The following is a 22,538-nucleotide window of genomic DNA, read 5'->3' as shown; positions in this document are numbered from 1 at the left end:
GCGCCGCGGGCTCCGCGTCGAAGGCGTCTCAGACGCCCGCCTCGCCGTCGGCCGCGTCCCATGCCACCGGGGCGGCGCCGCGGACCCGGACCGCGTCGCGACGTCGCACCGCGCCGTCCACGGGCGGGGTGCGGATCCCCAAGGGGCGCGCCTCGAGCCGTCCCGGCGGGCCCGGCCGGCCGATGCGCCAGGCGCCCGGCGGCAACCGGATCGAGCCGGTGCAGCTGCGCGGCTCGTGGCTCGCGTCGATGTCCTGGCGGCTCTTCGTGCTCGCCGGCGTGATCGTGCTCGCCGCTGCCGTGGTGCTGCCGTCGCTGCGCGCGTACTTCCGTCAGCAGGAGGAGCTCGCGGACCTGCGGGCCGACGCGATCGCCGCGCAGGAGTCGGTGGACGACCTCACGGCGGACCTCGCGCGCTGGAACGACCCTGCCTACGTCGAGGCCCAGGCGCGCGAGCGGCTCGCCTTCGTCTACCCGGGCGAGACGCCGTACCGCGTGATCGACCCCGAGACGGTCGAGGGCGCGGCCGAGGGGTCGGTCGCGGCCGAGACCGGCACCTCGATCGAGGAGACTGGCACGTGGTACACGCGGTTGTGGGGATCCGTCGAGGAGGCGGGCGGCGCGCAGGTGGACGCCGGCGACGGCGGTACCGCCGCATCGTCCACGAAGGACGCCGACTAGAATCTCAGGGTGACCGACACCCCCGCCACCGAACGTGACGTCGCCGTGCTCGCGGCCCAGCTGGGACGGGAGCCGCGCGGCATCGTCGCCATCGCCGCCCGCTGCGTGTGCGGCAACCCGACCGTGGTGCACACCGCGCCCCGACTCCCGGACGGCACGCCGTTCCCCACGCAGTACTACCTCACGCATCCCGACGCGGTGGCCGCCGTCTCGACGCTTGAGGCGAACGGCGTGATGAAGGACATGCAGGCGCGCCTCCAGTCCGGCGAGGAGCCGGAGCTGGTCGAGGCGTACCGCGCCGCCCATGAGCGCTACCTCGAGGAGCGCTACGCGCTCGGCGACGCGCCTGAGATCCACGGCATCTCCGCCGGGGGCATGCCGGACCGTGTCAAGTGCCTCCACGTGCTCGTGGGCCACGCGCTCGCGGCCGGCCCGGGCGTCAACCCCCTCGGCGACGAGGCGCTCGCGATGATCGCCGACTCGTTCCGCCCCGACCGTTGCACGTGCGCGGTCGAGATCGCTGAGTAGTCTCAAGCCATGCGTGTAGCCGCCATCGACTGCGGGACCAACTCGATCCGCCTGCTCATCGCCGACGTCGACCTCGCCGCCGGCACCCTCACCGACGTGGTCCGCACCATGACCGTGGTGCGCCTGGGCCAGGGCGTCGACCGGACGGGGGAGTTCGCCGCCGAGGCGCTCGAGCGCACCTTCGCCGCGACCGACGTCTACGCCGCGCAGTGCCGCGAGCACGGCGTCGAGGCCATCCGCTTCGTCGCCACCTCCGCGACGCGCGACGCGCGCAACCGCGACGTGTTCCTCGAGGGCATCGAGGCGCGGCTCGGCGTGGTGCCCGAGGTCATCTCGGGCGCCGAGGAGGCCGCGCTGTCCTTCCGCGGCGCCACCGGCGCTCTCGACGCCGCGCACGATGCGCCCTTCCTCGTGGTCGACCTGGGCGGCGGCTCGACCGAGGTGGTCCTCGGCGTCGAGCAGCCCGAGGCCGCGCACTCGATGGACGTGGGCTGCGTGCGGATGACCGAGCGTCACCTCGTGGGCGACCCGCCGTCGCAGGAGCAGGTGGCCGCGGCCGAGGCGGACGTGCACGAGGCGATCGACATGGCGTTCGCCGGGGTGCCCGTCGAGCAGACGCGCACGCTCGTGGGCCTCGCCGGCACCATCACCACCGTGACCGCGCACGCCCTCGGCCTGCCCGAGTACGACCGCGACTCCATCAACGGCGCGATCATCGACATCGACGACGCGATCCGGGCCTGCGACGAGCTGCTCGCCGCCTCGCGGGTCGAGAAGTCGGCGCTCGGGTTCATGCACCCGGGCCGCGTCGACGTCATCGGCGCGGGCGCGCTCGTGTGGCGGACCGTGATGACGCGCGTGCGCGACGCCGTGGTGGCCGCGGGCGGCGCGTTACCGCACGTGGTGACCAGCGAGCACGACATCCTCGACGGCATCGCGTTCTCGGCGGCCGAACGGGGCTGACGCCCGAGGACGATGCGCCGGCCGGTCCGCCGAGCGCCGCATCGTCCCTACCCGCCCCCGTAGCCCAACTGGCAGAGGCAGCCGGCTTAAACCCGGCCCAGTGCGGGTTCGAACCCCGCCGGGGGCACGTCACATCCGGCGCCCGTCTGCACCTGCGCCCGCGTGCGTCCCGCTGCTGCATGAGTGCCGGAACGGGTCCGTTTCCGGCGCTCATGCACCACCGTGCCGCAGGGCGCACCGTAGGCTGGTGCGCCATGGCTGCCGGCGCGACTGTTCACACCTTCGACATCACGCTCGCGGACGTCGACCGCAGCGTCTACGAGGACCTCTCGCTGCGCGCGGCCCGGCACCCGTCCGAGACCGGCCTGTTCCTGGTGACGCGCGTGCTCGCGTACTGCCTCGAGCACGAGGAGGGCATCACCTTCTCCGAGGGCATCTCGACCGCCGAGGAGCCGGCGGTGCTGGTGCGCGACCTCACCGGCGCGATCACCGCGTGGATCGAGATCGGGCAGCCGGAGGCCGAGCGGCTCCACCGGGGCTCCCGTCTCGCGGACCGCACCGCGGTCTACACGCAGCACGATCCCGCGAAGGTGCTCGCCCGTTGGGACGGCAAGAAGATCCACGAACGCGAGCGGATCCTGCTCCACAGCTTCGACCCGGGCTTCGTGGAGGCCGCGGCGGCGCTGGTCGAGCGCCGCAACGCGCTCACGGTCTCGGTGACCGAGCGGCACCTCTACCTCGAGCTCAACGGCACCTCGCTCGACTCGGCGATCCACACCGTCGCGCTCGGCTGAGGCCCGCCCCGCCCCCCCACTCTCGCCGGTTGGGCGCTTGAGCGGTGGGATTCGGCGCAATCGCGCTGCTGGATCGCCCAGTTGCGGGGCCCGTGCCGTGGCTACGCCTTGCGGATCCAGTACTCAGTGTTACTATCTAGTGGTAGTCAACATCACTGAGTAGCAACGGGAGACCCGCGGTGGGCAAGCAGATGACGGAGATGCTCAAGGGCACGCTCGAGGGCATCGTCCTGGCGCTCCTCGCCCTCGGCCCGGCCTACGGGTACGAGATCACCGCGCGGCTGCGCGACCAGGGCTTCGCCGACATCGCGGAGGGCACCGTGTACGCGCTGCTCGTCCGGATCGAGCAGCGGGGCCTGGTCGACGTCGAGAAGGTGCCGTCGGAGAAGGGCCCGCCGCGCAAGGTCTTCACCCTCAACGCCCAGGGCCGCGAGGCGCTGGACGAGTTCTGGAGCAGCTGGGGCTTCCTCGCGGACCGGCTCGCTCACCTCAAGGAAGGACCCCGGTCATGACCTGGATCGAGAAGCTCACGGGCTCGCTGGAGCAGAAGAAGCGGTACAAGGCCGATCGCCGACGCATGGAGGGCCTGCCCGCTCCGTACGCGGATGCCGCGATGGCGATGCATCGGTACTTCATGTACTACGGCGGAGTCACCGACGGCGACACCATGCTCACGATGATCGGCGACCTCGCTGACCTGTGGGAGCGCGCCGCCGCGGACGGGACGCCGGTGCGGGACATCGTCGGGGCCGACCCCGTCGACTTCGCCGAGACCTTCGCCGCCGCGTACACCGGACGGCGCTGGATCGACAAGGAGCGCGCGCGGCTGGTCGAGGCGATGGATCGCGCGGCGGGCGAGTCGACATGACCGCGGCCGTCGCGGTCCGCGGGATCGAGAAGTCCTACGGCGACCTGCACGTCCTCACGGGTGTGGATCTCGAGGTCGCCCGCGGCAGCATCGTCGCGCTGCTCGGCTCGAACGGCGCCGGCAAGACGACGCTGGTCCGCATCCTCAGCACGCTGCTGAAGGCCGATGCCGGGGAGGCCTCCGTCGCGGGCCACGACGTCGCCAGCGCTCCTGCCGAGGTGCGCATGTCCATCAGCCTCACGGGTCAGTTCGCGGCGGTCGACGAGATCCTCACCGGTCGCGAGAACCTCGTCCTCGTGGCACGGCTGCGCCGCGTGCCCGACCCGGGTGGCGTGGCCGATGCGCAGCTCGCCCGCTTCGGTCTCGCGGAGGCGGGAGCGCGGAGGGTCGGCACCTACTCGGGCGGCATGCGCCGGAGGCTCGACATCGCGATGAGCCTCGTCGGCGACCCGCCGGTGGTGTTCCTCGACGAGCCGACCACGGGGCTCGACCCGCAGGCGCGCCGCGAGGTGTGGGCGGCCGTGCGCGCGCTCGCGGACGGTGGTACCACGGTGCTCCTCACCACGCAGACGCTCGACGAGGCCGAGCACCTCGCCGACCGCATCGCGATCCTCCACGAGGGGCGCATCATCGTGGACGGCACGCTCGCCGAGCTCAGGGCTCTCATCCCTGCGCCCACCGTCGAGCACGTCGAGAAGCAGCCGACGCTCGAGGAGGTCTTCCTCGCGGTCGTCGGTGCGAAGGGAACGCCATGACCGCCCTGACCGACACCGCCGTCCTCACCGGCCGCTCGCTGCGGCACATCACCCGCAGCCCCGACACCATCATCACCACCGCGCTCATGCCGATCGCGTTCCTGCTGCTCTTCGTCTACGTCCTCGGCGGCGCGATCGATGCGGGCGCCGCCTCGTACGTCGACTATCTGCTCCCCGGGATCCTGGTCATCACCATCGCCTCGAGCATCTCGTACACGGCCTTCAGGCTCTACCTCGATCTACAGGCCGGCATCCTCGAGAGATTCCAGACCATGCCCATCGCGCGGCCGTCGGTGCTGTGGTCGCATGTGCTGACCTCGCTGGTCGCGACGTCGGTGGCGCTCGCGGCCGTGATCGCGGCGGCGCTGGTGATGGGTTTCCGCTCGGACGCGGGCGTGCTCGGGTGGCTCGCGGTCGCCGGGATCCTCGGCTCGCTCACGCTCGCGCTGACGTGGCTCGCGGTGATCCCGGGCCTCACGGCGACCTCGCCCGACGGTGCGACGGGCTTCGCCTACCCGCTGATTCTGCTGCCCTTCGTGAGCTCGGCCTTCGTGCCCACGGAGACGATGCCGGGACCCGTGCGCTGGTTCGCGGAGCATCAGCCGGTGACGTCGATCGTCGACGCGGTGCGGGCGCTGCTCGCGGGGCAGGCGCCCGGCGCGGATCTGTGGATCGCTCTCGCCTGGGTGGGCGCGATCCTCGCGGTCGCGTACATCCTTGCGACCGCGGCGTACCGGCGCCGGATCGGCTAGGGCCGCTCCGCGGGGACCGCGGCCTCGCGCGCGGCGCGCGCCCAGTCGATCGTCGCGGCGAGCGTCCCGAACGTGTAGAGGTGGAGCCGCACCTCGCCGTGGGCGTCCTCGAGGCGCGAGGTGAGCTCCTCCACGAACCGGTCGGGACCGGCGGTGCCGACCAGCGACGTGAGCGAGAAGCCGTACTTCCGTGCGATGCCCGCGGACGTTCCGACGCCGCAGCGGCGGGCGAAGGCGACGAGGCGGCGCACCCCGGCGGGACCGGGCACGCCCACGCGGATCGGCGCGGCGATCCCGAGCGCGCGGGCGCGCTCGATCCACGCGACCACCGCGTCGGCGTCGAACGAGAACTGCGTAGTGACGGAGGCGGTCAGGCCCTGGTCGGCGATTGCCGCCGTCTTGTCGCGCAGCGCCGCCCACAGCGCCTCGTCCGCGATCGCGGGGTGGCCCTCGGGGTAGCCGGTGATGCCGACCTCGGCGACGCCGGCTTCCGCGAGCAGCCCCGAACGGATCACGTCGAGCGCGGAGGCGTAGGGCCCGGCGGGCGTGCGGGGGTCGCCTCCGACGACGAACAGGCGCTCATGCGCATCGTGGGCGCGCAGACCGTCGAGCGCGTCACGGAGCTCGGACTCCGAGCCGAGGCGGCGCGCGGCGAGGTGGGGGACCGGGACCAGCTCCGCGCGCGCGGCGGCGGCAGCGGCCTCGCGGCGCTCCGGGGCGCCCTCGGTGCCCAGATGCGTGACGCTCACCCGCGTGCCGGCGGGCAGGTCGCCCGCGTGCGCGACGAGCGTCGCGGTGTCGCGGGCGGTGATCTCGACGGAGAGGTCCTCGAGAAGCGTGGCGGTCCGGTGCAACAGCGGGCCCCCTTCGGTCCGTTGAAGCAGAGAAGCGACCCCTATTGTACGGGCGTCCGACACGCGGTGCCAGGGACGGAGGGTCCTGGCGCGCCTCGGACGCGGCTCCGCCCCGGCGGGGAGGTCGCGCCGGGGCGGAGGGTCGGGGGCCGCCTAGAGGACGGCGGTGAGCTCCGGGCTGGCCGCGGCCCGCACGGCCTCGCGCGCATCGGCGGCCGAGCGCGCCGCGCGCGCCGTGTCTGCGAGGGCGCGGCACTCCTCGAGCGAGTGGAGCGACAGCGCGAAGCGCACCGCCGCGACCTTCTTGGGCGCCATCGACAGGCTCGACACCCCGAGGCCTGCGAGCACCAGCGCGAGGAAGGGATCGCCCGCGGACTCGCCGCACACGCCCACGGGCCTGCCGGTCTCGGAACCGCCGGCGCACGCCGCGGCCACCACATCGAGCACCGCCGGCTGCCACGGGTCGAGCAGATCGGACAGCTCGCCCTCCATGCGGTCCGCGGCCATCGTGTACTGCGCGAGATCGTTGGTGCCCAGCGACCCGAAGTCCACCTCGGCGAGCACGTGGCGCGAGCGGAGCGCGGCCGCGGGCACCTCGATCATCACGCCGGACTTCGGCAGCCCCGCCGCCGCGACCCGCGAGGCGAACCAGGCGGCCTCCTCGGCGGTCGCGACCATCGGCGCCATGACGCGCACGTCGGCGCCGGTGTCGCGTGCGGCCAGCGCCAACGCGGCGAGCTGCGAGTCGATGAGCTCCGGCTTCGCCTGGCACAGCCGCAGGCCGCGCCGGCCGAGCGCGGGGTTCTCCTCCTCGCCCAGGTTCGCGAAGGCGAGCGGCTTGTCGGCACCCGCGTCGAGCGTGCGGACCACCACGCGGCGGCTCCCGAACGGCTCCAGCACCTTGCGGTACACGTCCGCCTGCTCCTCGACGCTCGGCAGCGCGGTCGCGGAGAGGTAGAGGAACTCCGTGCGGAACAGCCCGACGCCCTCGACGTCCTGGGCGCCCGCGGCGACCGCATCGTCCACCCCGCCGATGTTCGCGAGCAGGGCGACGGCATGGCCGTCGCGCGTGGCGCCCGGTCCGGACACCCCGGCGAGCGCGGCGGCGCGCCGTTCGCGGCGCTCGCGCTGCGCCTCGAGGAGCGCCATGTCGGGGTCGAGCGTGACCTCGCCCGCCTCGCCGTCGACGGCCACGGTGGTGCCGGGCTCGAGGGACGTCGCGCCATGGAGCTGGACCACCGCCGGGATCCCCATCTGCGCCGCGAGGATCGCGGTGTGCGAGGTGCGTCCGCCCGCCTCGGTGACGATCGCCACCACGTGCGCACGGTCGAGCGCCGCCGTCTGCGCGGGCGCGAGGTCATGGGCGACCACGACCGACGGGCCGGACAGGGACGGCACGCCGGGGGCCGGGACGCCGAGCACCTCGGCGATCGCCCGGTCGCCCACGTCCTTGAGGTCGGTGACGCGCTCCGCGAAGTAGCCTCCGAGCGCCTCGAACTGCGCGGCGTACTCCGCGACCGCCGCCTCGATCGCGTGGGCCGGGCCGAGCCCCGCGCCCACGTGCTTCGCCGCGGCCTTCGCGAGGCCCTTGTCCCGCGCGATCATCGCGGTCGCCTTGAGGATCGGCGCGGCGTGCGCGTTGGCGGCGGCCTGCGCGTCCAGGTCCCCGGCCACCGTGGCGAGGGCGGCCTGGATCTGCGCGGTGGCCGCCTCCGCATCGGCCGGCGCGGGCTCGTCGTCGGGGGGCCGGACCGGCGGTGCGACCTGCACCACCGGCCCGACCGCCGTGCCGGGGCTGACGCCGACGCCGTGACGGGTGTCGCCGGACATGTCAGCCCTCCTCGGCGTCCAGGTCGCGGGAGAGAAGCGCGACCAGGGACTCGAGGGCGGCGTCCGCACCGTCGCCGTCGGCGGTGAGGATCACCTCCTCGCCGTGCTTGGCGCCGAGGGCCATGACGCCCAGGATGCTGGTGGCGTCGACGGCCTCCTCGCCGGCTCGGCCGATCTCGACGTCGAGCCCGGTGCCCTGGGCCGCCTCGACGAAGAGGGCGGCGGGGCGGGCGTGCAGGCCGACGGACGAGGCGATGGTGACGGTGCGCTGAGGCATGACGGTTCTCCTTCGAACGGTAGGGGTCAGACGGTCGCGACCGCGTCGACGGTCTCGAGCTTCTTGTCGCGGGACTTGAGCGTGACCACGATCGCGGTCATGAGCAGCACGCCGGCGGCGAGCGCGACGAGGAACCACAGGAACCCGCCCATGAGAGGCAGCACCCAGATCCCGCCGTGCGGCGCGCGCAGCGTGACGCCGAACACCATCACCAGGCCGCCGGTGAGCGCCGAGCCGACCACCGACGAGGCGATGACGCGGACCGGGTCGGCCGCGGCGAACGGGATCGCGCCCTCGGAGATGAACGAGGCGCCGAGCAGCCACGCGGCCTTGCCGTTCTCGCGCTCGGGCTCCGAGAACAGCTTCGGGCGGACGGTGGTGGCGAGCGCCATCGCGAGCGGGGCGACCATGCCGGCCGCCATGACCGCGGCCATGATGGTGAGCGCGGGAGCGTCCGTCGCGGTGCCGGCGGCGGCGAGCCCCGCCGTGCCGAAGAAGTACGCGACCTTGTTCACCGGTCCGCCGAGGTCGAAGCCCATCATCGCGCCGAGCACGACGCCGAGGATGAACGCGCTGCCGCCCTGGAGGCTGGTGAGCCAGTCGTTGAGGCCGTCGGACAGCGCCTTGATGGGCAGGCCGAGCAGCGTGATGAACAGGCCCATGGTGATGAGGCTCGACAGCAGCGGGATGACCACCACCGGCATCACGCCGCGGACGCCCTTGTGGACCTTCCAGCTCGCGATCCACCGGGCGGAGAGTCCGCCGATGATGCCGGTGACGATGCCGCCGAGGAAGCCGGCGCCCATGGTCGCGGCGATCGAGCCGCCCACGATGCCGGGCACCAGGCCGGGACGGTCGGCGATCGCGAAGGCGATGAAGCCGGACAGGATCGGCACGAGGAAGCCGAACGCGGCGCCTCCGATGACGAACAGCAGCGCGGCCCAGCTCGTGAGGGAGAGCACGTCGAAGTGCTGCGCGATGTTGTACTCGTCACCCGAGGTGAGGTTGTAGTTGACGATCTCGATCGCGCCGTTCTCGCCCAGCGCGATCTGCGCGAGCATGAAGGACAGCGCGATGAGGATGCCGCCCGCCGCGACGAAGGGGATCATGTAGCTCACGCCGGTCATCAGCCACTGGCGGATCTGCGTGCCGATCCCGGCCTTCTTGTCGACCTTGGTGGCGAGGCCGGACGATGCGGCCGCGGGCGCGGCGGCGACGGCCGCATCGGGGTTGGTGCGCCATTCGGAGGCCTTCGCGGCCGCCTGAGAGACGAGCGCCGGTCCGTCCGAGATCGCCTTCTTCACGCCGACGTCGACGATCGGCTTGCCCGCGAAGCGCTCGGGGCTGCGGACCTCGACGTCGTGGGCGAAGATCACCGCGTCGGCGGCGGCGATCTCCTCGGCGCTGAGCGGCGTCGCCCCGGCCGAGCCCTGCGTCTCGACCTTCATGGTGTGGCCCGCCTCCTTGGCGGCGCGCTCGAGCGCCTCGGCGGCCATGTAGGTGTGGGCGATGCCGGTGGGGCACGAGGTCACACCCACGAGGGTGAGGCCGGACGATGCGGCGGGTGCCGGGGCCGGTGCCGGTGCGACGGGCTCGGGTGCGGGCGCCTCCTCCGCGGGGGCCGCGGCGGGCATCGGCGGCGGGGAGACGACAACGTCCCCGACCTCGCCCTCGACGATCGCGACCACCTCGGCCTCGGTGGTCGCGGCACGGAGGGCTCCGGTGAACTCCTTCTTCATGAGCGCCTTCGCGAGCCTGGGCAGCACCTTCATGTGCGCCTCGGACGCGCCCTCGGGGGCGGCGATGAGGAAGACGATGTCGGCGGGGCCGTCCTTGGCGCCCCAGTCGATGCCGTCGGCGCTGCGGCCGAAGGCGAGGGTCGGCTCCGCGATGCCGGCGCTGCGCGCGTGGGGGATCGCGATGCCGCCGGGAAGCCCGGTCGCCATCGTCTCCTCGCGCTTGCGCACGTCGCCGAGGAACACCTCGAGGTCCGTGCAGCGGCCGGTCGCGACCAGGGTCTCCGCCAACGCGCGCGTGGCGTCGTGGCGGTCGGTCGCGCCCAGCTCGAGCACGACCTGCTGCTCAGTGATCAGTGACATGGGGGTGTTCCTTTCGGGGTCAGCGCTGACCCAGCGCCAGTGCGGCGGGCGGGGTGTGCGTGAGGTCCACGGGGATGCCGTGGAGATCCGCGCGGGTGGGGACGCGGCTGCCGGGAAGGGTGACGGCCGCGGCGCCCCAGGCGACCCCCTCGGCGAGGGAGTCGGAGGCGGTGAGGGAGCGGGAGAGCCCGTGGAGCAGTCCCGCGAGCATGCAGTCGCCGGCTCCGACGGTGGAGACGGCGGCGGTGATGGTGGCGCGTGCGTGCACCGCCTCGTCGGCGGTGACGAGCAGGGCTCCGTCGCCGCCGAGGCTGACGGCGACGGTCGCGATGCCGCCGGAGACCAGCTCCGTGGCGGCGGCGCGGACGTCGCCCAAGGTGGGGAGGTCGTGGCCCACGAGCTCGGCGAGCTCCTCGTGGTTGGGCTTGACGAGGTCGGGGGAGGCGGCGACCGCGGCGGCGAAGGGGGCGCCGGAGCTGTCGATCGCGACGCGGGCCCCGGCGGCGCGGGCGCGGGCGACCAGCTGCGCGTAAAGGTCCTCGGGCGCTCCGGGCGGGAGGCTCCCGCAGCCGACGATCCAGGCGGCGTCCGTCGCGCTCGCGACCGTCTCGGCCAGGAGCGCCTCGACCTCCGCGGCGGCCAGCACGGGGCCGGGCTCGTTGAGCTTGGTGGTGGTGCCGTCGGGCTCGAGCACCGAGATGTTCATCCGCGCGGCGCCGGCGATCGGCACGGAGCGCCGCGGCACGCCCGCGGCGTCGAGCAGCTCCTCGAGCAGGCGGCCCTCCGGGCCTCCGACCGGGAGGACCGCGATCGCGTCCCCGCCCTGCGCGGTGACGGCGCGGGCGACGTTGACCCCCTTGCCGCCGGCGTCGACGCGCACGTCCGAGGCGCGGTGCACCTCGCCGCGGAGGAGCGCGTCCACCGTGATGGCGCGGTCGACGCTCGGGTTCGGCGTGAGCGTGACGATCATGCGGTCACGACCTCGGGCCCGGCCGCGCGCAGCTCCTCGGCGGCCTCCTCGGTGAGATCCCCGTCGGTGACCACCAGGTCCACCTGGTCCAGGCGGGCGAAGCGGTGGAGGTGATCGTCCCCGGCCTTGGACGAGTCCGTGGCGACCACGACGCGGCGTGCCGCGGCGATCATCGCGCGCTTCGCATCGGCCTCCGCCTGGTCCGGGGTGGTGAGGCCGCGCGCCGCGGAGATGCCGTTGGTGCCCATGACCGCGAGGTCGACCACGACCCCGTCGAGCTCGCGGGCGGTCCACTCGCCGACGGCCGCCGCCGTGACGCCGCGCACCCGGCCGCCGAGGACGTAGAGCGCGATGCCGGGGCGTCCCGCGAGGGAGGCCGCCACGGGGATCGAGTTGGTGACGACCGTGAGGTCCATGTCGATGGGGAGCAGCTCGACGAGCGCCTGCGTGGTCGAGCCGGCGTCGAGCAGCACGGTGCCCCCGCGGGGGATCTCCTCGACGATCCGTGCGGCGATGCGGCGCTTGACGTCGACGCGGCGTGCGGTGCGCGCGGCCAGGGTCGGCTCGGTCTCGAGCCGCTCGACCGGGATCGCGCCGCCGTGGACCCGGCGCAGCGAGCCGCGCTGCTCCAGCGCGGTGAGGTCGCGCCGGATGGTCTCGGGGGTGACCTCGAGGATCTCGGCGAGCGCGGCGACCTCGACCCTGCCGGCGGCGCGGGCCTCCGCCAGGATGCGCTGCTGTCGCTCCGTTGCGTACATCGGTGACTCCTCTGTCCGAATAGTCACATAAAAGCACGCATTCAAAACCAAAGCAACAGGAACGGGCAAAAACGGACTTTCGGACCGGCGCGCGCCGCGCGCGGGGCCGAGATGTGGCATGCGATGCAACGTCCGGCGATGCTGGGACGTTGACACGAGGACTGCTCTCCGGGGGCTCGCGGGCCTCCGTCTAGACTGGGGGCGGTCACCCATCGAGGAGGAAACGTGGCAAGTCCGGTGTTCAGCAACGCCAAGGAGTTCAAGGCCGACCCGCTTCTCGCGGACCAGCCGACCGCAGCCGACCTGGAGCGCCAGTACCAGGCGCCGTCGGGCATGCCCGGCTACGTCGCCACCGAGCGGATGAGCTACCAGGGCGTCATCAACAAGACCTCGTTCCTCGGGATCATCACCATCGCGATGGGCGGCGTCGGCTACGTCATCGCCGGCCAGTCCGCCGTCGCGTACATGCTCGCGCTGGGCTCCGGCCTCGTCGCCTTCGTGCTCGCGATGGTCGCGACCTTCCAGCGCCAGGGCGCGAACCCGGCCGTCGTCGGCGCGTACGCCGTCGCGGAGGGCTTCTTCCTCGGTGCGATCACGGTGGGCATCGAGACCTCGTTCAACGTCCCCGGCGCCGGCCTGCAGGCCCTCGTCGCGACCGCGATCACGTTCCTCGTGTGCCTCGCGCTGTTCCGCTCCGGCAAGGTGCGCTACACCAACAAGCTCCGCAAGATCTTCATGGTCGGCGCGGTCTCGTACCTGGTCTTCGGCCTGGTCAACATCGGCTACATGATCTTCAGCGACGGCGCCCAGGGCTTCGGCCTCTACAGCAACGAGGTCACCATCGCGGGCATCACGTTCCCGCTGGGCCTCGCGATCGGCGCGATCGCGATCCTGCTCGCGTGCATCTCGCTCATCGGCGACTTCGACTTCATCGAGAACGGCGTCAAGAGCGGTCAGCCCAAGCGCCTCGAGTGGACGGCGGCCTTCGGCCTCATCGTCACCCTCGTGTGGCTCTACATCGAGTTCCTGCGCCTCATCGCGATCTTCGCGTCGAGCCGCGACTGACGTCTCGCGCACGAAGGCCCCGACCGGACGGTCGGGGCCTTCGTCGTTCCCGGACGATGCGCGGGTCGCGGCTCAGGCCGTGCGCGCGAGGGACGATGCGGCGGGGACCGGGTCGGTCGCGGCGCCGCGCGGGTAGAACGCGAGCATCCCTGCGATGAACACGAGCGGCATGAAGGACGCGGTCGCGACCTGCGACAGCGCGACCACGCCGCTGGCGACCGTCGCCATCGCCGCGATCCAGTCGACGGCCTGCACGCCGATCATCGCGGTGATCCACGAGCGGTGACGGTGAGGCTCGCGCATGGCGAGGCCGAGGCCGTAGGCGAAGCCCAGGGCACGGGCGCTGAACAGCGCGAAGAGGAACGCCGTCCACCCGGGCGCCGCGGGCAGTCCGAGCGCGGCGGCGAAGCCGGCGGGGGAGACGAGCAGCGCCACCGCGAAGAACAGCTGGAACGCGATGACGACGGCGAGCGTGAGGCGGAGAAGACGGAGACGCATGAGAGACCTTCCGTTGGCGGGGATGCCGCGGAGCCGCGACACCTGCCACTGTGAGGTCTGGACTTCATCTTGTGAAGTAGGCACTATAAGTGAAAGTAGTGACCTGAAATGAAGTGAGGACGCCATGGGCGACCCCGGATGCCCGATCGCGCGCGCGGTCGGCGTGCTCGACGGCAAGTGGACCGTGCTGATCCTGCGCGAGCTGTTCGGCGGCACGCGCCGCTTCGGGGAGATCCTCAGGGAGCTGCCCGGGGCGAGCCCCAAGACCCTCACCGACCGCCTGCGCGCGCTCGAGTCCGCGGGCATCGTCTCCCGGGAGGTCTACCCGGAGGTGCCGCCCCGCGTCGAGTACAGCCTCACACCGGACGGGCGCGCCTTCGAGCCGGTGATGCACGCGCTGCGCGCGTGGGGCGAGGCGCATCCCGAGCCCGTCTGAGGCGTCGCGGCAGGCGCTACGCGAAGCTGACCTGGCAGAACCCGTGGTTGCAGTAGCCGTCGGGGTTCTTGTGCAGGTAGCCCTGGTGGTAGTCCTCGGCGTAGTAGAACGTGCCGTCGCCGGCCTCGTCCGCACGCGCGATCTGCGTGGTGATGGCGCCGTAGCCCTGCTCCGTGAGGCGCGCCTGGTAGCGCTCGCGCGAGGCCTCCGCCGCCGCGAGCTGCGCGTCCGTGGTCGCGAAGATCGCGCTGCGGTACTGCGTGCCGATGTCGCCGCCCTGGCGGTTCGGCGTGGTCGGGTCGTGGTTCTCCCAGAACGCCGCGAGCAGCGTGGCGAGGTCGACGGCGGCGGGGTCGTAGACCACCTGCACGGTCTCCGTGTGACCCGTGAGGGACGTGCACGTCTCCTGGTAGTTGGGGTTGCGCGTCCAGCCGCCCATGTAGCCGACGGCGGTGACGTGCACCCCGGGCAGCTGCCAGAAGATGCGCTCCGCTCCCCAGAAGCAGCCCATGCCCACGTAGAGCACCTCCGAGCCCTCGGGCCAGGGGCCCTTGAGGGACGTGCCGAGCACCACGTGGCGCTCCGCGATCTGCATCTCGGCGTCGCGGCCGGTGAGGGCCTTGTCCGCGTTCACCATGACGGTCTTGTCGATTCCGAGCATCCGTTGCTCCCTTCCCCTGAGACGAACGTCGATGCGCCTCGCCGTGTTCCTCGCGTCCCCGGCGCGCGTGGCGGCGACGACTAGGCTCCGAAGCATGGCAGATCAGCCCGGCCCCGCGGAGCACGAGAGCCCGCCGGGCGACATCGCTGCGGAGTACGTGCCGCTGTGGCTGCGCATCACCGCCGCGTGGTCGTGGCGGCTCATCATCGTCGGCATCATCGCGTACGTGATGTTCGCGGGCTTCACCAACTTCGCCTCGATCCTCCTCCCGCTCGCGATCGCGATGCTCATCGCGGCGCCGCTCGAGCAGGCGGTGGCACGCCTCCACAAGTGGGGCGTCCCCCGAGCGCTCGGCGCAGCGCTCGCGATCCTTGCGCTCGTCACCGTGGTGCTCGGGCTCGCGGTCGCGGCGGGCAGCTCGATCGTCGCGGGCTTCGGCGACCTCCAGGAGGCCGCGGTCAAGGGCTTCGACCAGTTCCTCGACTGGCTGGTCGACGGCCCCATCCACCTGTCCCGCGAGCAGATCGACGACATGCTCGGCAACGTCACCAAGACGGTCCAGGACAACGCGTGGGGCGTCGCGACCGGCGCGTTCTCCGTCACCGGCACCATCGGCTCGCTCTTCGCCGGCTCGATCGTCGCCCTGTTCTCGCTGTTCTTCTTCATGAAGGACGGTCGCCGCCTCTGGCTGTTCTTCGTGCGGCTGGTGCCGAAGAGCCGCGGCGACCGCGTCGACAACGCGGGCATGACCGCGTGGCTGACGCTCCGTCGGTACACCGAGACGAGCGTGTTCGTCGCGTTCATCGACGCGGTCGGCATCGGCACGGGCGCGTGGGTGCTGGGCCTCCCGCTCGCGTTCCCGATCGCCATCTTCGTGTTCCTGCTCTCGTTCATCCCGCTCTTCGGCGCGACGCTGTCGGGTGCGATCGCGGTCCTCGTCGCGCTGTTCGACGGCGGCTGGCCCACGGCGCTGTGGATGCTCGCGATCGTGCTGCTGGTGCAGCAGATCGAGGGCAACGTGCTCTACCCGTGGCTGTTCGGCAAGGCGGCTTCGCTGCACCCGCTGGTCATCCTGCTCACGGTGTCGATCGGCACCCTGCTGCTGGGCCTCATCGGCGCGGTGATCGCGGTGCCGATCGTCTCCTTCGTCTACGCGTTCGGGCGCTCGCTCCATGCGCAGATGACGGCCGAGCCCGAGGCGCCGCCGGACACCGGGGCGGTGCTCACCGAGCATCCGCGAGAGGCGCTCAAGAAGGCTCGCGAGGTCATCGCCAAGACCGGCGAGATCCGCGTGCGCCGCCGCCACCCCGAGGGATCCCACGAGGACGACGAGGACGACCCGCGGGCCTGACGTCCCGCCGCGTCCGGGAGCGTGCCGCTCCTAGACTTGCACCGTGCAGTGCGCCTACTACGACTCGGAACGGTGCCGCTCGTGCACCCTCATCCCCGTCCCGCACGAGCGGCAGGTCGCCGACAAGCAGGCGGCGCTCGAGTCGCTGCTCGCCGAGGCGATCGGCGAGCGCGCCGCCGGCATCGGCTGGCTCGCGCCGATGCTGAGCGCCGAGCAGGGCTTCCGCACCAAGGCCAAGATGGTGGTCGGCGGCACGATGGACGCCCCCACCGTCGGCATCCTCGACGCGCAGGGACGGGGCGTCGACCTGCGCGACTGCCCGCTGTACCCGGCGCCGCTCGCCGCAGCGTTCCCCGTGCTCGCCGAGTTCGTCCACGTCGCACGGCTCGAGCCCTACGACGTCCCCGGCCGTCGCGGCGAGCTCAAGCACCTCATCGTCACGCTCGCCCCTGACGGCGCCCTCATGGTCCGGCTGGTGATGCGCTCGACCGAGGCGCTCGCGCGGATCGAGAAGCACCTGCCCTGGCTGCTCGAGCGGCTCCCGTCGCTCGCGGTGCTCTCGGTGAACGTGCTGCCCGAGCACAAGGCGGTGCTCGAGGGGGAGAGGGAGATCGTGCTCACGGAGCGCGGCTCGCTCGCGATGGGCATGGGCGACGTGGTCCTCCACCTGCGCCCGCAGAGCTTCTTCCAGACCAACACCGCGATCGCGCGCGAGCTCTACGCGCAGGTCGCCGGCTGGGTGGACGATGCCGCGCCCGCCGTGGTCTGGGACCTCTACTGCGGCGTGGGCGGCTTCGCGCTGCACTGCCTGGCCGAGGATCGCGCCGTGGTCGGCGTCGAGGTCAGCGAGCAGGCGATCGAGAGCGCGCGGACCAGCGCCGAGGAGCTGGTCCGCGCGGGCCGCCCCGGCGCGGACGAGGCGCTGTTCGTCGCGGCGGATGCGACGGTGTGGGCGCGCGAGCAGGAGCTGGTGCCGGACGCGGTCATCGTCAACCCGCCCCGGCGCGGGATCGGGGCGGAGCTGGCCGGCTGGCTCGAGTCCTCGGGCGTCGGCACGGTCGTCTACTCGTCCTGCAACGCCGTCACGCTGGCGAAGGACCTGGCCGCCATGCCGTCGCTGCGTCCCGTCCGGGGGCGGCTGCTCGACATGTTCCCCCACACCGCGCACTACGAGGCGGTGGTCCTGCTCGAGCGCATCTGACGCGTGCACGCGAAAGGCCCCCGGGATCTCCCGGGGGCCTTTCGCGTGAATCGGTGCGGCGTCAGCCGTTGAACTGCTCGGCGGCGACCACCGTGACGGCGATCTCCTTGCCGTTGGGGGCGACGTAGGACGTCTCGTCGCCGGCCTTGCAGCCGATGAGCGCGGCGCCCAGCGGCGACTCGGGGCTGAAGACGTCGAGGTCGGTGCCGTCGGCGATCTCGCGGGAGCCGACGAGGAACTTCATCGCGCGGCCCATCACCTCGGCGCTCACGACGGTGCCCGCCGCGATCACGCCGGAGAACTCGACCTCGCCGACGTGCGCGTTCGTGAGCTTGTGACGGAGCTCCTCGATGCGGGCCTCCATCTTCGCCTGCTCGTCGCGCGCGGCGTGGTAGCCGCCGTTCTCCTTGAGGTCGCCCTCCTGGCGACGCTCGTCGATCTCCTTGACGATCTCGGCGCGCTTGACGTTCACCAGGTGGTCGTACTCCGCCTGGAGGCGGTCGAACGCCTCCTGGGTGAGCCAGGTTCCGGTGGTCTCGGTCACGGTGGTTGCCTCCTCGTGTGACAAGGTGAGCCACCTTACCAAGCCCCTGCAAGGAGGCCCAAGCCCGGGTGGCGCGCGCCACAGCATGGCGCCGCGCATCGTCCCTCCGTCAGTCCACCGGGACGCAGTAGTTGACCTGCGCCGTGGTGGCCTCCTCGGTGGTCGTGAGGGTCGCCTCGAGGCGCTGCTGGCGGCCGTCCTCGAGCGAGACGCGCTGCGTGGCAACGCCCACCTCGGTGAAACGGGTGTTGAGCGCGCGGAGCGTGCAGTCGGCGTCGACGTCGTCGTAGAGGTAGACGTCGTACGTCACCGTGATCTCGGTGGGGGAGACCACGGAGAAGCCGACGTCCTTCCAGCGGACGGCCTCGTGGGACGCGACGAACGCGTACCAGGCGGTGACGCCGACCAGGGCGACGATGCCCGCGATCACCAGCGCCCACGTGCGGGGGCTGAGGCGCGGCACGGCGCCGGTGCCCTCGTCGGGCTCAGGGGTGCTCATGATGAGGCAGGATAGTCCGGTCAGAAAGGTGGACATGGACTCCGACTTCACCGGCGGCCCGGGCTTCCTCGCGTTCGTCGTCACGTTCGCGCTGGTCGCCGCAGGCGTCCTGCTGTTCCGATCGCTCAGCAAGCACCTGCGCAAGGTGCGTGCCAAGGACGCGCGCGAGGCGCGAGAGGCCGATGCGGCCGTCACGGGCGAGGCCGAGGGCCCCGAGCCCGGCTCAGGCGACGCTGAAGGCGGCGAGCGAGGCGGCGACGAAGTGACAGGCGAACCCGGCGATCGTCAGTGAGTGGAAGATCTCGTGGAACCCGAAGTACCGCTGGGATCCGCGAGGCCACTTGGTGCCGTAGATGATGGCGCCCACGGTGTAGCAGAGGCCGCCGACGATGATGAGGACGACCACCGCCATCCCGCCCGCCTCGTAGAACGGCTTGATGAAGCCGATCGCGACCCAGCCGAGCGCGATGTAGATGGGCACGTACATCCAGCGCGGCGCGCCCAGCCAGAGCACGCGGAACAGCAGCCCGAGCAGCGCGCCGCCCCACACCACGCCGAGCACCCACACGCTCGTCGGCGGCTCGAGGAGCAGCACCGTGAGCGGGGTGTAGGTGCCCGCGATGATGAGGAAGATGTTCGCGTGGTCCATGCGCCGCAGGACGCCCGCGGTGCGCGGTCCCCAGTCGCCGCGGTGGTAGATCGCCGACGTCCCGAACAGCATCACCGCGGTCAACGTGAAGATGGCGAAGGAGATGCGTCCGGCCAGCGTCGGCGCGATCGCGGTGAGGATCAGCCCTGCGACGAGAGCGAGCGGCGCGGCCCCCAGGTGGAGCCAGCCGCGCATGAGCGGCTTACCAGGGACGGGGAGGTTCTCGACCATGACCCTACGCTACCGTAGGTTAGAGGGCCGGGGTACGGTTGACCCACTCTCTGCCGGTGATCGAGAACGGATGTCGATGGGCCTGAGCGCGCTCCTGTACGGGACGTATGAGAAGCGCCTGGCGCGCGAGCTCAAGCGCACCGGCGCGTCGCCGCGCCACATCGGCGTGATCCTCGACGGCAACCGCCGATGGGCGCGCCAGTCCGGCGCATCGGCCTCGCACGGACACCAGCGCGGCGCCGACAAGATCACCGAGGTGCTCGAGTGGTCGCAGGACGCGGGCGTCGAGGTGGTGACGCTGTGGATGCTGTCGACCGACAACCTCGCGCGCGACCCGCAGGAGCTCGCGCCGCTGCTCGAGATCATCGCGACCGCCGTCGAGCGGCTCGCTGACGACGGCCGCTGGCGCCTCCGCCACGTGGGCGACGCGTCGCTGCTGCCTCCGGCGACGGCGGCGCGGCTCTCCGCCGCCGTCGAGCGCTCCGCCGGGGCGGAGGGGCTCCACGTCAACGTCGCGGTCGGCTACGGCGGGCGTCACGAGATCGCGGAGGCCGTGCGGAGCTTCCTCAAGGCCGGTGTCGAGGCCGGCCACTCCCTCGAGGAGGTCGCGGAGAGCTTCTCCGTCGAGCACATCGCCGACCACCTCTACACCAAGGGTCAGCCGGATCCCGATCTGGTGATCCGCACGTCCGGCGAGCAGCGCCTGGGCGGCTTCCTCCTGTGGCAGAGCGCGCACTCGGAGTTCTACTTCTGCGAGGCGTACTGGCCCGACTTCCGGCGCATCGACTTCCTCCGCGCGCTGCGCGACTTCTCGCAGCGCGAGCGCCGTCTCGGCCGCTGACCGAGGCTGGCTGGGCCGCTGGCCGGGGCCGCCCTCCACACGCCGATGCGTGCGCGCGACGCCCTTATCGGCGTGTCGCGCAGGACACGCCGACGGTCCGGCGCGGCGCGGTGTCGGACGTGTGGAGGGCGGTCAGGCGGTGCTGGAATCTTCGTGCTGGCAGACCCATGCGAACTCTCGAATCGGACACGCCCGAGCGCGGGGAGCGAGTTACATCTGTGTGAACTTTCGGCGGCGTGTCTCCCGAGAACGCCGGGAACAGGCGTAGCGTCGTGAGCGTGGTAGCACAACACCGTCACATCCAAGAGATGCGGACGTAACCAATCGCCGTCAGGGCGATCGGCGCCCTGCGGCCCTAACGCTGGGAGCCCTGTTGACCGCCTTGCCTAGCTCCGTCCCCGCCACCGCCCACGAGAGCGCCGAGTCGACGGAGGTCCGCACGTTCGTGCTGGACACGTCGGTCCTCCTCTCCGATCCGCGAGCCATGAGGCGCTTCGCGGAGCACGCGGTGGTCCTGCCCGTGGTCGTCATCACGGAGCTCGAGGCGAAACGGCATCACCCGGAGCTCGGCTACTTCGCGCGGTCCGCGCTGCGCACGCTCGACGACCTCCGTGTCCTGCACGGCAAGCTCGACGAGCCCGTCGAGGTGAACGAGGTCGGCGGCACCCTGCGCGTCGAGCTCAACCACACCGACCAGGAGGTCCTCCCGTCCGGCTTCCGTCTGGGCGACAACGACACCCGCATCCTCGCGGTGGCCGCCAACCTCGCCGCCGAGGGCGAGTCGGTGGTCGTGGTGTCGAAGGACCTGCCGATGCGCGTCAAGGCCTCGGCGCTGGGCATCGAGGCGGAGGAGTACCGCGCCGAGCTCGCGGTCGAGTCCGGCTGGACCGGCATGCGCGAGATCCAGATCGCCGACGAGCAGATGGCGTCGCTGTGGGAGCACGAGTCGCTTCCCGCGCCCGACGCGGCGCTGTGCGGCGAGGACCTCGCCTCTCTTCCGGTCCACACCGGCCTGGTGATCCACGGCGCCCGCGGGTCCGCCCTCGGGCGCGTGACCGAGGACGGCTCGGTCCGCCTGGTCCGCGGCGATCAGGAGGTCTTCGGCGTCCACGGCCGCTCCGCGGAGCAGCGCATCGCGATCGACCTGCTGCTCGACGACTCCGTGGGCATCGTCTCCATGGGCGGCCGCGCCGGCACCGGCAAGAGCGCCCTCGCGCTCTGCGCGGGCCTCGAGGCGGTCATGGAGCGCCGTCAGCACAAGAAGATCATGGTGTTCCGTCCGCTCTACGCGGTCGGCGGCCAGGACCTCGGCTACCTGCCCGGCGATGCGGGCGAGAAGATGAACCCGTGGGCCCAGGCGGTCTTCGACACGCTCGGCGCGATGGTGAGCTCCGAGGTGGTCGAGGAGGTCATGGCGCGCGGCATGCTCGAGGTGCTGCCCCTCACGCACATCCGAGGGCGCTCGCTCCACGACGCCTTCGTGATCGTCGACGAGGCGCAGTCGCTCGAGCGCAACGTGCTCCTCACCATGCTCAGCCGCATCGGCCAGGACTCGCGCGTGGTCCTCACGCACGACGTCGCTCAGCGCGACAACCTGCGCGTCGGCCGCCACGACGGCATCGCCGCGGTGATCGAGGCGCTCAAGGGCCACCCGCTGTTCGCGCACGTCACGCTCGAGCGCTCCGAGCGCTCCGCGGTGGCGGCGCTGGTGACCGACATGCTGGAGCGGCTCGACCTCTGACCCGACCCGCAACCGAGAACGTGGACGGTGGACGATGCGTGAGCATCGTCCACCGTCCACGTTCCGGGGGCTCCGCCCCGCCCCGGCGCCGGACATCGGATCCATCCCGCGATGTTCCGACATGCGTGTCGGTGCGCGCACGCATGTCGGACCGATCGCGTCGCGGCCCGACACGCGGGTCGGCCGGACGCCGGGTGGGCCCGCGGCTCAGCGCCGGGTGAGGTGGAGCACCGGGATGGTCCGCGCGGTGCGCTCCTGATAGCTCGCGAAGCCCTGGTGCGCGGCGAAGCGGGCCCACGCGGCGTCGCGCGCCTCTCCCGTGAGCTCCTCGACGTGGACGGCGACCTCGCCCTCGCCCGGGACCTCGATGACGATGTCCGGGTGCGCCTTGAGATTGTGGAACCACGCGGGGTTCTCGGGGGCGCCGCCCTTGGAGGCCGCGACGAGCCAGCCCCCGTCGTCCGCGGCGAAGGTCATCACCGGGGAGATCCGCATCGTCCCCGACCGGGCCCCGCGATGGTGCAGGAGCACCAGCCTGCGTCCGAATCCCTCGACGTAGCCCTCGTGCGCGCGGAACGAGTCGATCACCCGCTGGTTCCAGTCGTCGGCCATCGTGGCCTCCTTCCACCCTCAGGGGACAACCGCGGCATCGGCCTGGCATTCCCCGGACGCGACGGAGCCCCCGCCGCCACG

General features: G+C 72.2%; 27 protein-coding genes and 1 tRNA gene. 16 read left to right on the top strand and 12 right to left on the bottom strand.

The window, feature by feature from the left end; translation table 11 throughout:
• From TR42_RS09390 to TR42_RS09350, 9 genes are all read left to right on the top strand, one after another.
• Positions 1-680, top strand: a 680-nt coding sequence (locus TR42_RS09390) for an FtsB family cell division protein (RefSeq protein WP_236623414.1), incomplete at its 5' end; no start/stop codon positions are given.
• A 9-nt stretch (positions 681-689) separates the two neighbouring features.
• Entirely contained in the window at positions 690-1,208 is a 519-nt protein-coding gene (locus tag TR42_RS09385; protein ID WP_042215208.1) for a DUF501 domain-containing protein, read from the top strand.
• 9 nt (positions 1,209-1,217) lie between these two features.
• Positions 1,218-2,171, top strand: a complete 954-nt coding sequence (locus TR42_RS09380; protein WP_042215206.1) for a Ppx/GppA phosphatase family protein — start codon at positions 1,218-1,220, stop codon at positions 2,169-2,171.
• Positions 2,172-2,224: 53 nt separating this feature from the next.
• Positions 2,225-2,298: transfer RNA gene (locus TR42_RS09375), tRNA-Leu, on the top strand.
• A 127-nt stretch (positions 2,299-2,425) separates the two neighbouring features.
• Positions 2,426-2,965 carry a YaeQ family protein gene (locus tag TR42_RS09370; RefSeq protein WP_042215204.1) on the top strand — a complete coding sequence of 180 codons (540 nt, stop codon included), beginning with the start codon at positions 2,426-2,428 and terminating at the stop codon, positions 2,963-2,965.
• Between the two features lie 179 nt (positions 2,966-3,144).
• Positions 3,145-3,477: a PadR family transcriptional regulator gene (locus tag TR42_RS09365; RefSeq protein WP_042215202.1), complete on the top strand. Its 333-nt coding sequence runs from the start codon at positions 3,145-3,147 to the stop codon at positions 3,475-3,477.
• Entirely contained in the window at positions 3,474-3,833 is a 360-nt protein-coding gene (locus TR42_RS09360) for a DUF1048 domain-containing protein (RefSeq protein WP_042215200.1), read from the top strand. The genes TR42_RS09365 and TR42_RS09360 overlap by 4 nt, the downstream gene beginning before the upstream one ends.
• Complete coding sequence (locus TR42_RS09355) at positions 3,830-4,588, top strand: ABC transporter ATP-binding protein (protein ID WP_042215198.1); 759 nt, start codon at positions 3,830-3,832, stop codon at positions 4,586-4,588. Before TR42_RS09360 ends, TR42_RS09355 begins: the two co-directional genes overlap by 4 nt.
• Positions 4,585-5,340, top strand: coding sequence for an ABC transporter permease (locus TR42_RS09350; RefSeq protein WP_042215196.1), 756 nt, complete (start codon positions 4,585-4,587; stop codon positions 5,338-5,340). Before TR42_RS09355 ends, TR42_RS09350 begins: the two co-directional genes overlap by 4 nt.
• Here the strand turns inward: TR42_RS09350 and TR42_RS09345 are convergent.
• From TR42_RS09345 to TR42_RS09320, 6 genes are all read right to left on the bottom strand, one after another.
• On the bottom strand, positions 5,337-6,194 hold the full coding sequence (locus TR42_RS09345; protein ID WP_042215194.1) for a methylenetetrahydrofolate reductase: 858 nt from the start codon (positions 6,192-6,194) through the stop codon (positions 5,337-5,339). The genes TR42_RS09350 and TR42_RS09345 overlap by 4 nt on opposite strands.
• 153 nt (positions 6,195-6,347) lie before the next feature.
• Positions 6,348-8,024 (bottom strand): phosphoenolpyruvate--protein phosphotransferase, encoded by a 1,677-nt coding sequence (gene ptsP, locus TR42_RS09340; RefSeq protein ID WP_042215192.1) that lies wholly within the window; start codon positions 8,022-8,024, stop codon positions 6,348-6,350.
• A gap of 1 nt (position 8,025) precedes the next feature.
• Positions 8,026-8,301 (bottom strand): HPr family phosphocarrier protein, encoded by a 276-nt coding sequence (locus TR42_RS09335; RefSeq protein WP_042215190.1) that lies wholly within the window; start codon positions 8,299-8,301, stop codon positions 8,026-8,028.
• Positions 8,302-8,327: 26 nt separating this feature from the next.
• Positions 8,328-10,400: a PTS fructose transporter subunit IIABC gene (locus TR42_RS09330; protein ID WP_042215188.1), complete on the bottom strand. Its 2,073-nt coding sequence runs from the start codon at positions 10,398-10,400 to the stop codon at positions 8,328-8,330.
• Between the two features lie 19 nt (positions 10,401-10,419).
• On the bottom strand, positions 10,420-11,370 hold the full coding sequence (pfkB, locus tag TR42_RS09325) for a 1-phosphofructokinase (protein ID WP_042215186.1): 951 nt from the start codon (positions 11,368-11,370) through the stop codon (positions 10,420-10,422).
• On the bottom strand, positions 11,367-12,128 hold the full coding sequence (locus TR42_RS09320; protein WP_042215184.1) for a DeoR/GlpR family DNA-binding transcription regulator: 762 nt from the start codon (positions 12,126-12,128) through the stop codon (positions 11,367-11,369). Before TR42_RS09320 ends, pfkB begins: the two co-directional genes overlap by 4 nt.
• A gap of 225 nt (positions 12,129-12,353) precedes the next feature.
• On the opposite strand from TR42_RS09320, the gene TR42_RS09315 reads away from it, so the two are divergent.
• On the top strand, positions 12,354-13,193 hold the full coding sequence (locus TR42_RS09315; RefSeq protein ID WP_143058927.1) for a Bax inhibitor-1/YccA family protein: 840 nt from the start codon (positions 12,354-12,356) through the stop codon (positions 13,191-13,193).
• Between the two features lie 72 nt (positions 13,194-13,265).
• Here TR42_RS09315 and TR42_RS09310 read toward each other — a convergent pair whose 3' ends face one another.
• Positions 13,266-13,691 carry a hypothetical protein gene (locus tag TR42_RS09310; protein WP_042215180.1) on the bottom strand — a complete coding sequence of 142 codons (426 nt, stop codon included), beginning with the start codon at positions 13,689-13,691 and terminating at the stop codon, positions 13,266-13,268.
• Between the two features lie 124 nt (positions 13,692-13,815).
• Between TR42_RS09310 and TR42_RS09305 the strand changes: the two genes are divergently transcribed.
• The gene (locus TR42_RS09305) at positions 13,816-14,127 is read left to right on the top strand and encodes a winged helix-turn-helix transcriptional regulator (protein WP_042215178.1); all 312 of its coding nucleotides are present in this window, start codon (positions 13,816-13,818) and stop codon (positions 14,125-14,127) included.
• Positions 14,128-14,143: 16 nt separating this feature from the next.
• Here the strand turns inward: TR42_RS09305 and msrA are convergent, their stop codons facing one another.
• Entirely contained in the window at positions 14,144-14,788 is a 645-nt protein-coding gene (gene msrA, locus TR42_RS09300) for a peptide-methionine (S)-S-oxide reductase MsrA (RefSeq protein WP_042215177.1), read from the bottom strand.
• Between the two features lie 94 nt (positions 14,789-14,882).
• On the opposite strand from msrA, the gene TR42_RS09295 reads away from it, so the two are divergent.
• Together TR42_RS09295 and rlmC are read left to right on the top strand one after the other, a co-directional pair.
• Positions 14,883-16,139 (top strand): AI-2E family transporter, encoded by a 1,257-nt coding sequence (locus TR42_RS09295; RefSeq protein WP_042215174.1) that lies wholly within the window; start codon positions 14,883-14,885, stop codon positions 16,137-16,139.
• 43 nt (positions 16,140-16,182) lie between these two features.
• Positions 16,183-17,340 carry a 23S rRNA (uracil(747)-C(5))-methyltransferase RlmC gene (gene rlmC, locus TR42_RS09290; protein WP_042215171.1) on the top strand — a complete coding sequence of 386 codons (1,158 nt, stop codon included), beginning with the start codon at positions 16,183-16,185 and terminating at the stop codon, positions 17,338-17,340.
• Positions 17,341-17,401: 61 nt separating this feature from the next.
• Here the strand turns inward: rlmC and greA are convergent, their stop codons facing one another.
• On the bottom strand, positions 17,402-17,884 hold the full coding sequence (gene greA / locus TR42_RS09285) for a transcription elongation factor GreA (protein WP_042215168.1): 483 nt from the start codon (positions 17,882-17,884) through the stop codon (positions 17,402-17,404).
• A gap of 109 nt (positions 17,885-17,993) precedes the next feature.
• A complete protein-coding gene (locus TR42_RS09280; RefSeq protein WP_052405889.1) occupies positions 17,994-18,383 on the bottom strand; it encodes a DUF4307 domain-containing protein in 390 nt (129 codons plus the stop codon).
• 34 nt (positions 18,384-18,417) lie between these two features.
• On the opposite strand from TR42_RS09280, the gene TR42_RS09275 reads away from it, so the two are divergent.
• Positions 18,418-18,675: a hypothetical protein gene (locus TR42_RS09275; protein ID WP_052405888.1), complete on the top strand. Its 258-nt coding sequence runs from the start codon at positions 18,418-18,420 to the stop codon at positions 18,673-18,675.
• Here the strand turns inward: TR42_RS09275 and trhA are convergent.
• The gene (trhA, locus tag TR42_RS09270) at positions 18,607-19,263 is read right to left on the bottom strand and encodes a PAQR family membrane homeostasis protein TrhA (RefSeq protein WP_042215163.1); all 657 of its coding nucleotides are present in this window, start codon (positions 19,261-19,263) and stop codon (positions 18,607-18,609) included. The two genes, TR42_RS09275 and trhA, sit on opposite strands and share 69 nt — an antisense overlap.
• Positions 19,264-19,339: 76 nt before the next feature.
• On the opposite strand from trhA, the gene TR42_RS09265 reads away from it, so the two are divergent.
• Both TR42_RS09265 and phoH2 read left to right on the top strand, forming a co-directional pair.
• Complete coding sequence (locus tag TR42_RS09265) at positions 19,340-20,104, top strand: isoprenyl transferase (protein WP_042215234.1); 765 nt, start codon at positions 19,340-19,342, stop codon at positions 20,102-20,104.
• A 484-nt stretch (positions 20,105-20,588) separates the two neighbouring features.
• Positions 20,589-21,845 carry an RNA 5'-3' helicase PhoH2 gene (gene phoH2, locus TR42_RS09260; protein ID WP_236623416.1) on the top strand — a complete coding sequence of 419 codons (1,257 nt, stop codon included), beginning with the start codon at positions 20,589-20,591 and terminating at the stop codon, positions 21,843-21,845.
• A gap of 207 nt (positions 21,846-22,052) precedes the next feature.
• On the opposite strand, the gene TR42_RS09255 is transcribed toward phoH2, so the two are convergent.
• Positions 22,053-22,457 carry a nitroreductase family deazaflavin-dependent oxidoreductase gene (locus TR42_RS09255; RefSeq protein WP_042215160.1) on the bottom strand — a complete coding sequence of 135 codons (405 nt, stop codon included), beginning with the start codon at positions 22,455-22,457 and terminating at the stop codon, positions 22,053-22,055.
• Positions 22,458-22,538 lie beyond the last annotated feature (81 nt).

Source organism: Demequina mangrovi, from assembly GCF_000759715.1.
Classification (GTDB): domain Bacteria; phylum Actinomycetota; class Actinomycetes; order Actinomycetales; family Demequinaceae; genus Demequina; species Demequina mangrovi.
The sequence above is the reverse complement of the archived record's forward strand: the minus strand, read 5'-3'. Positions and strand labels throughout refer to the sequence as shown.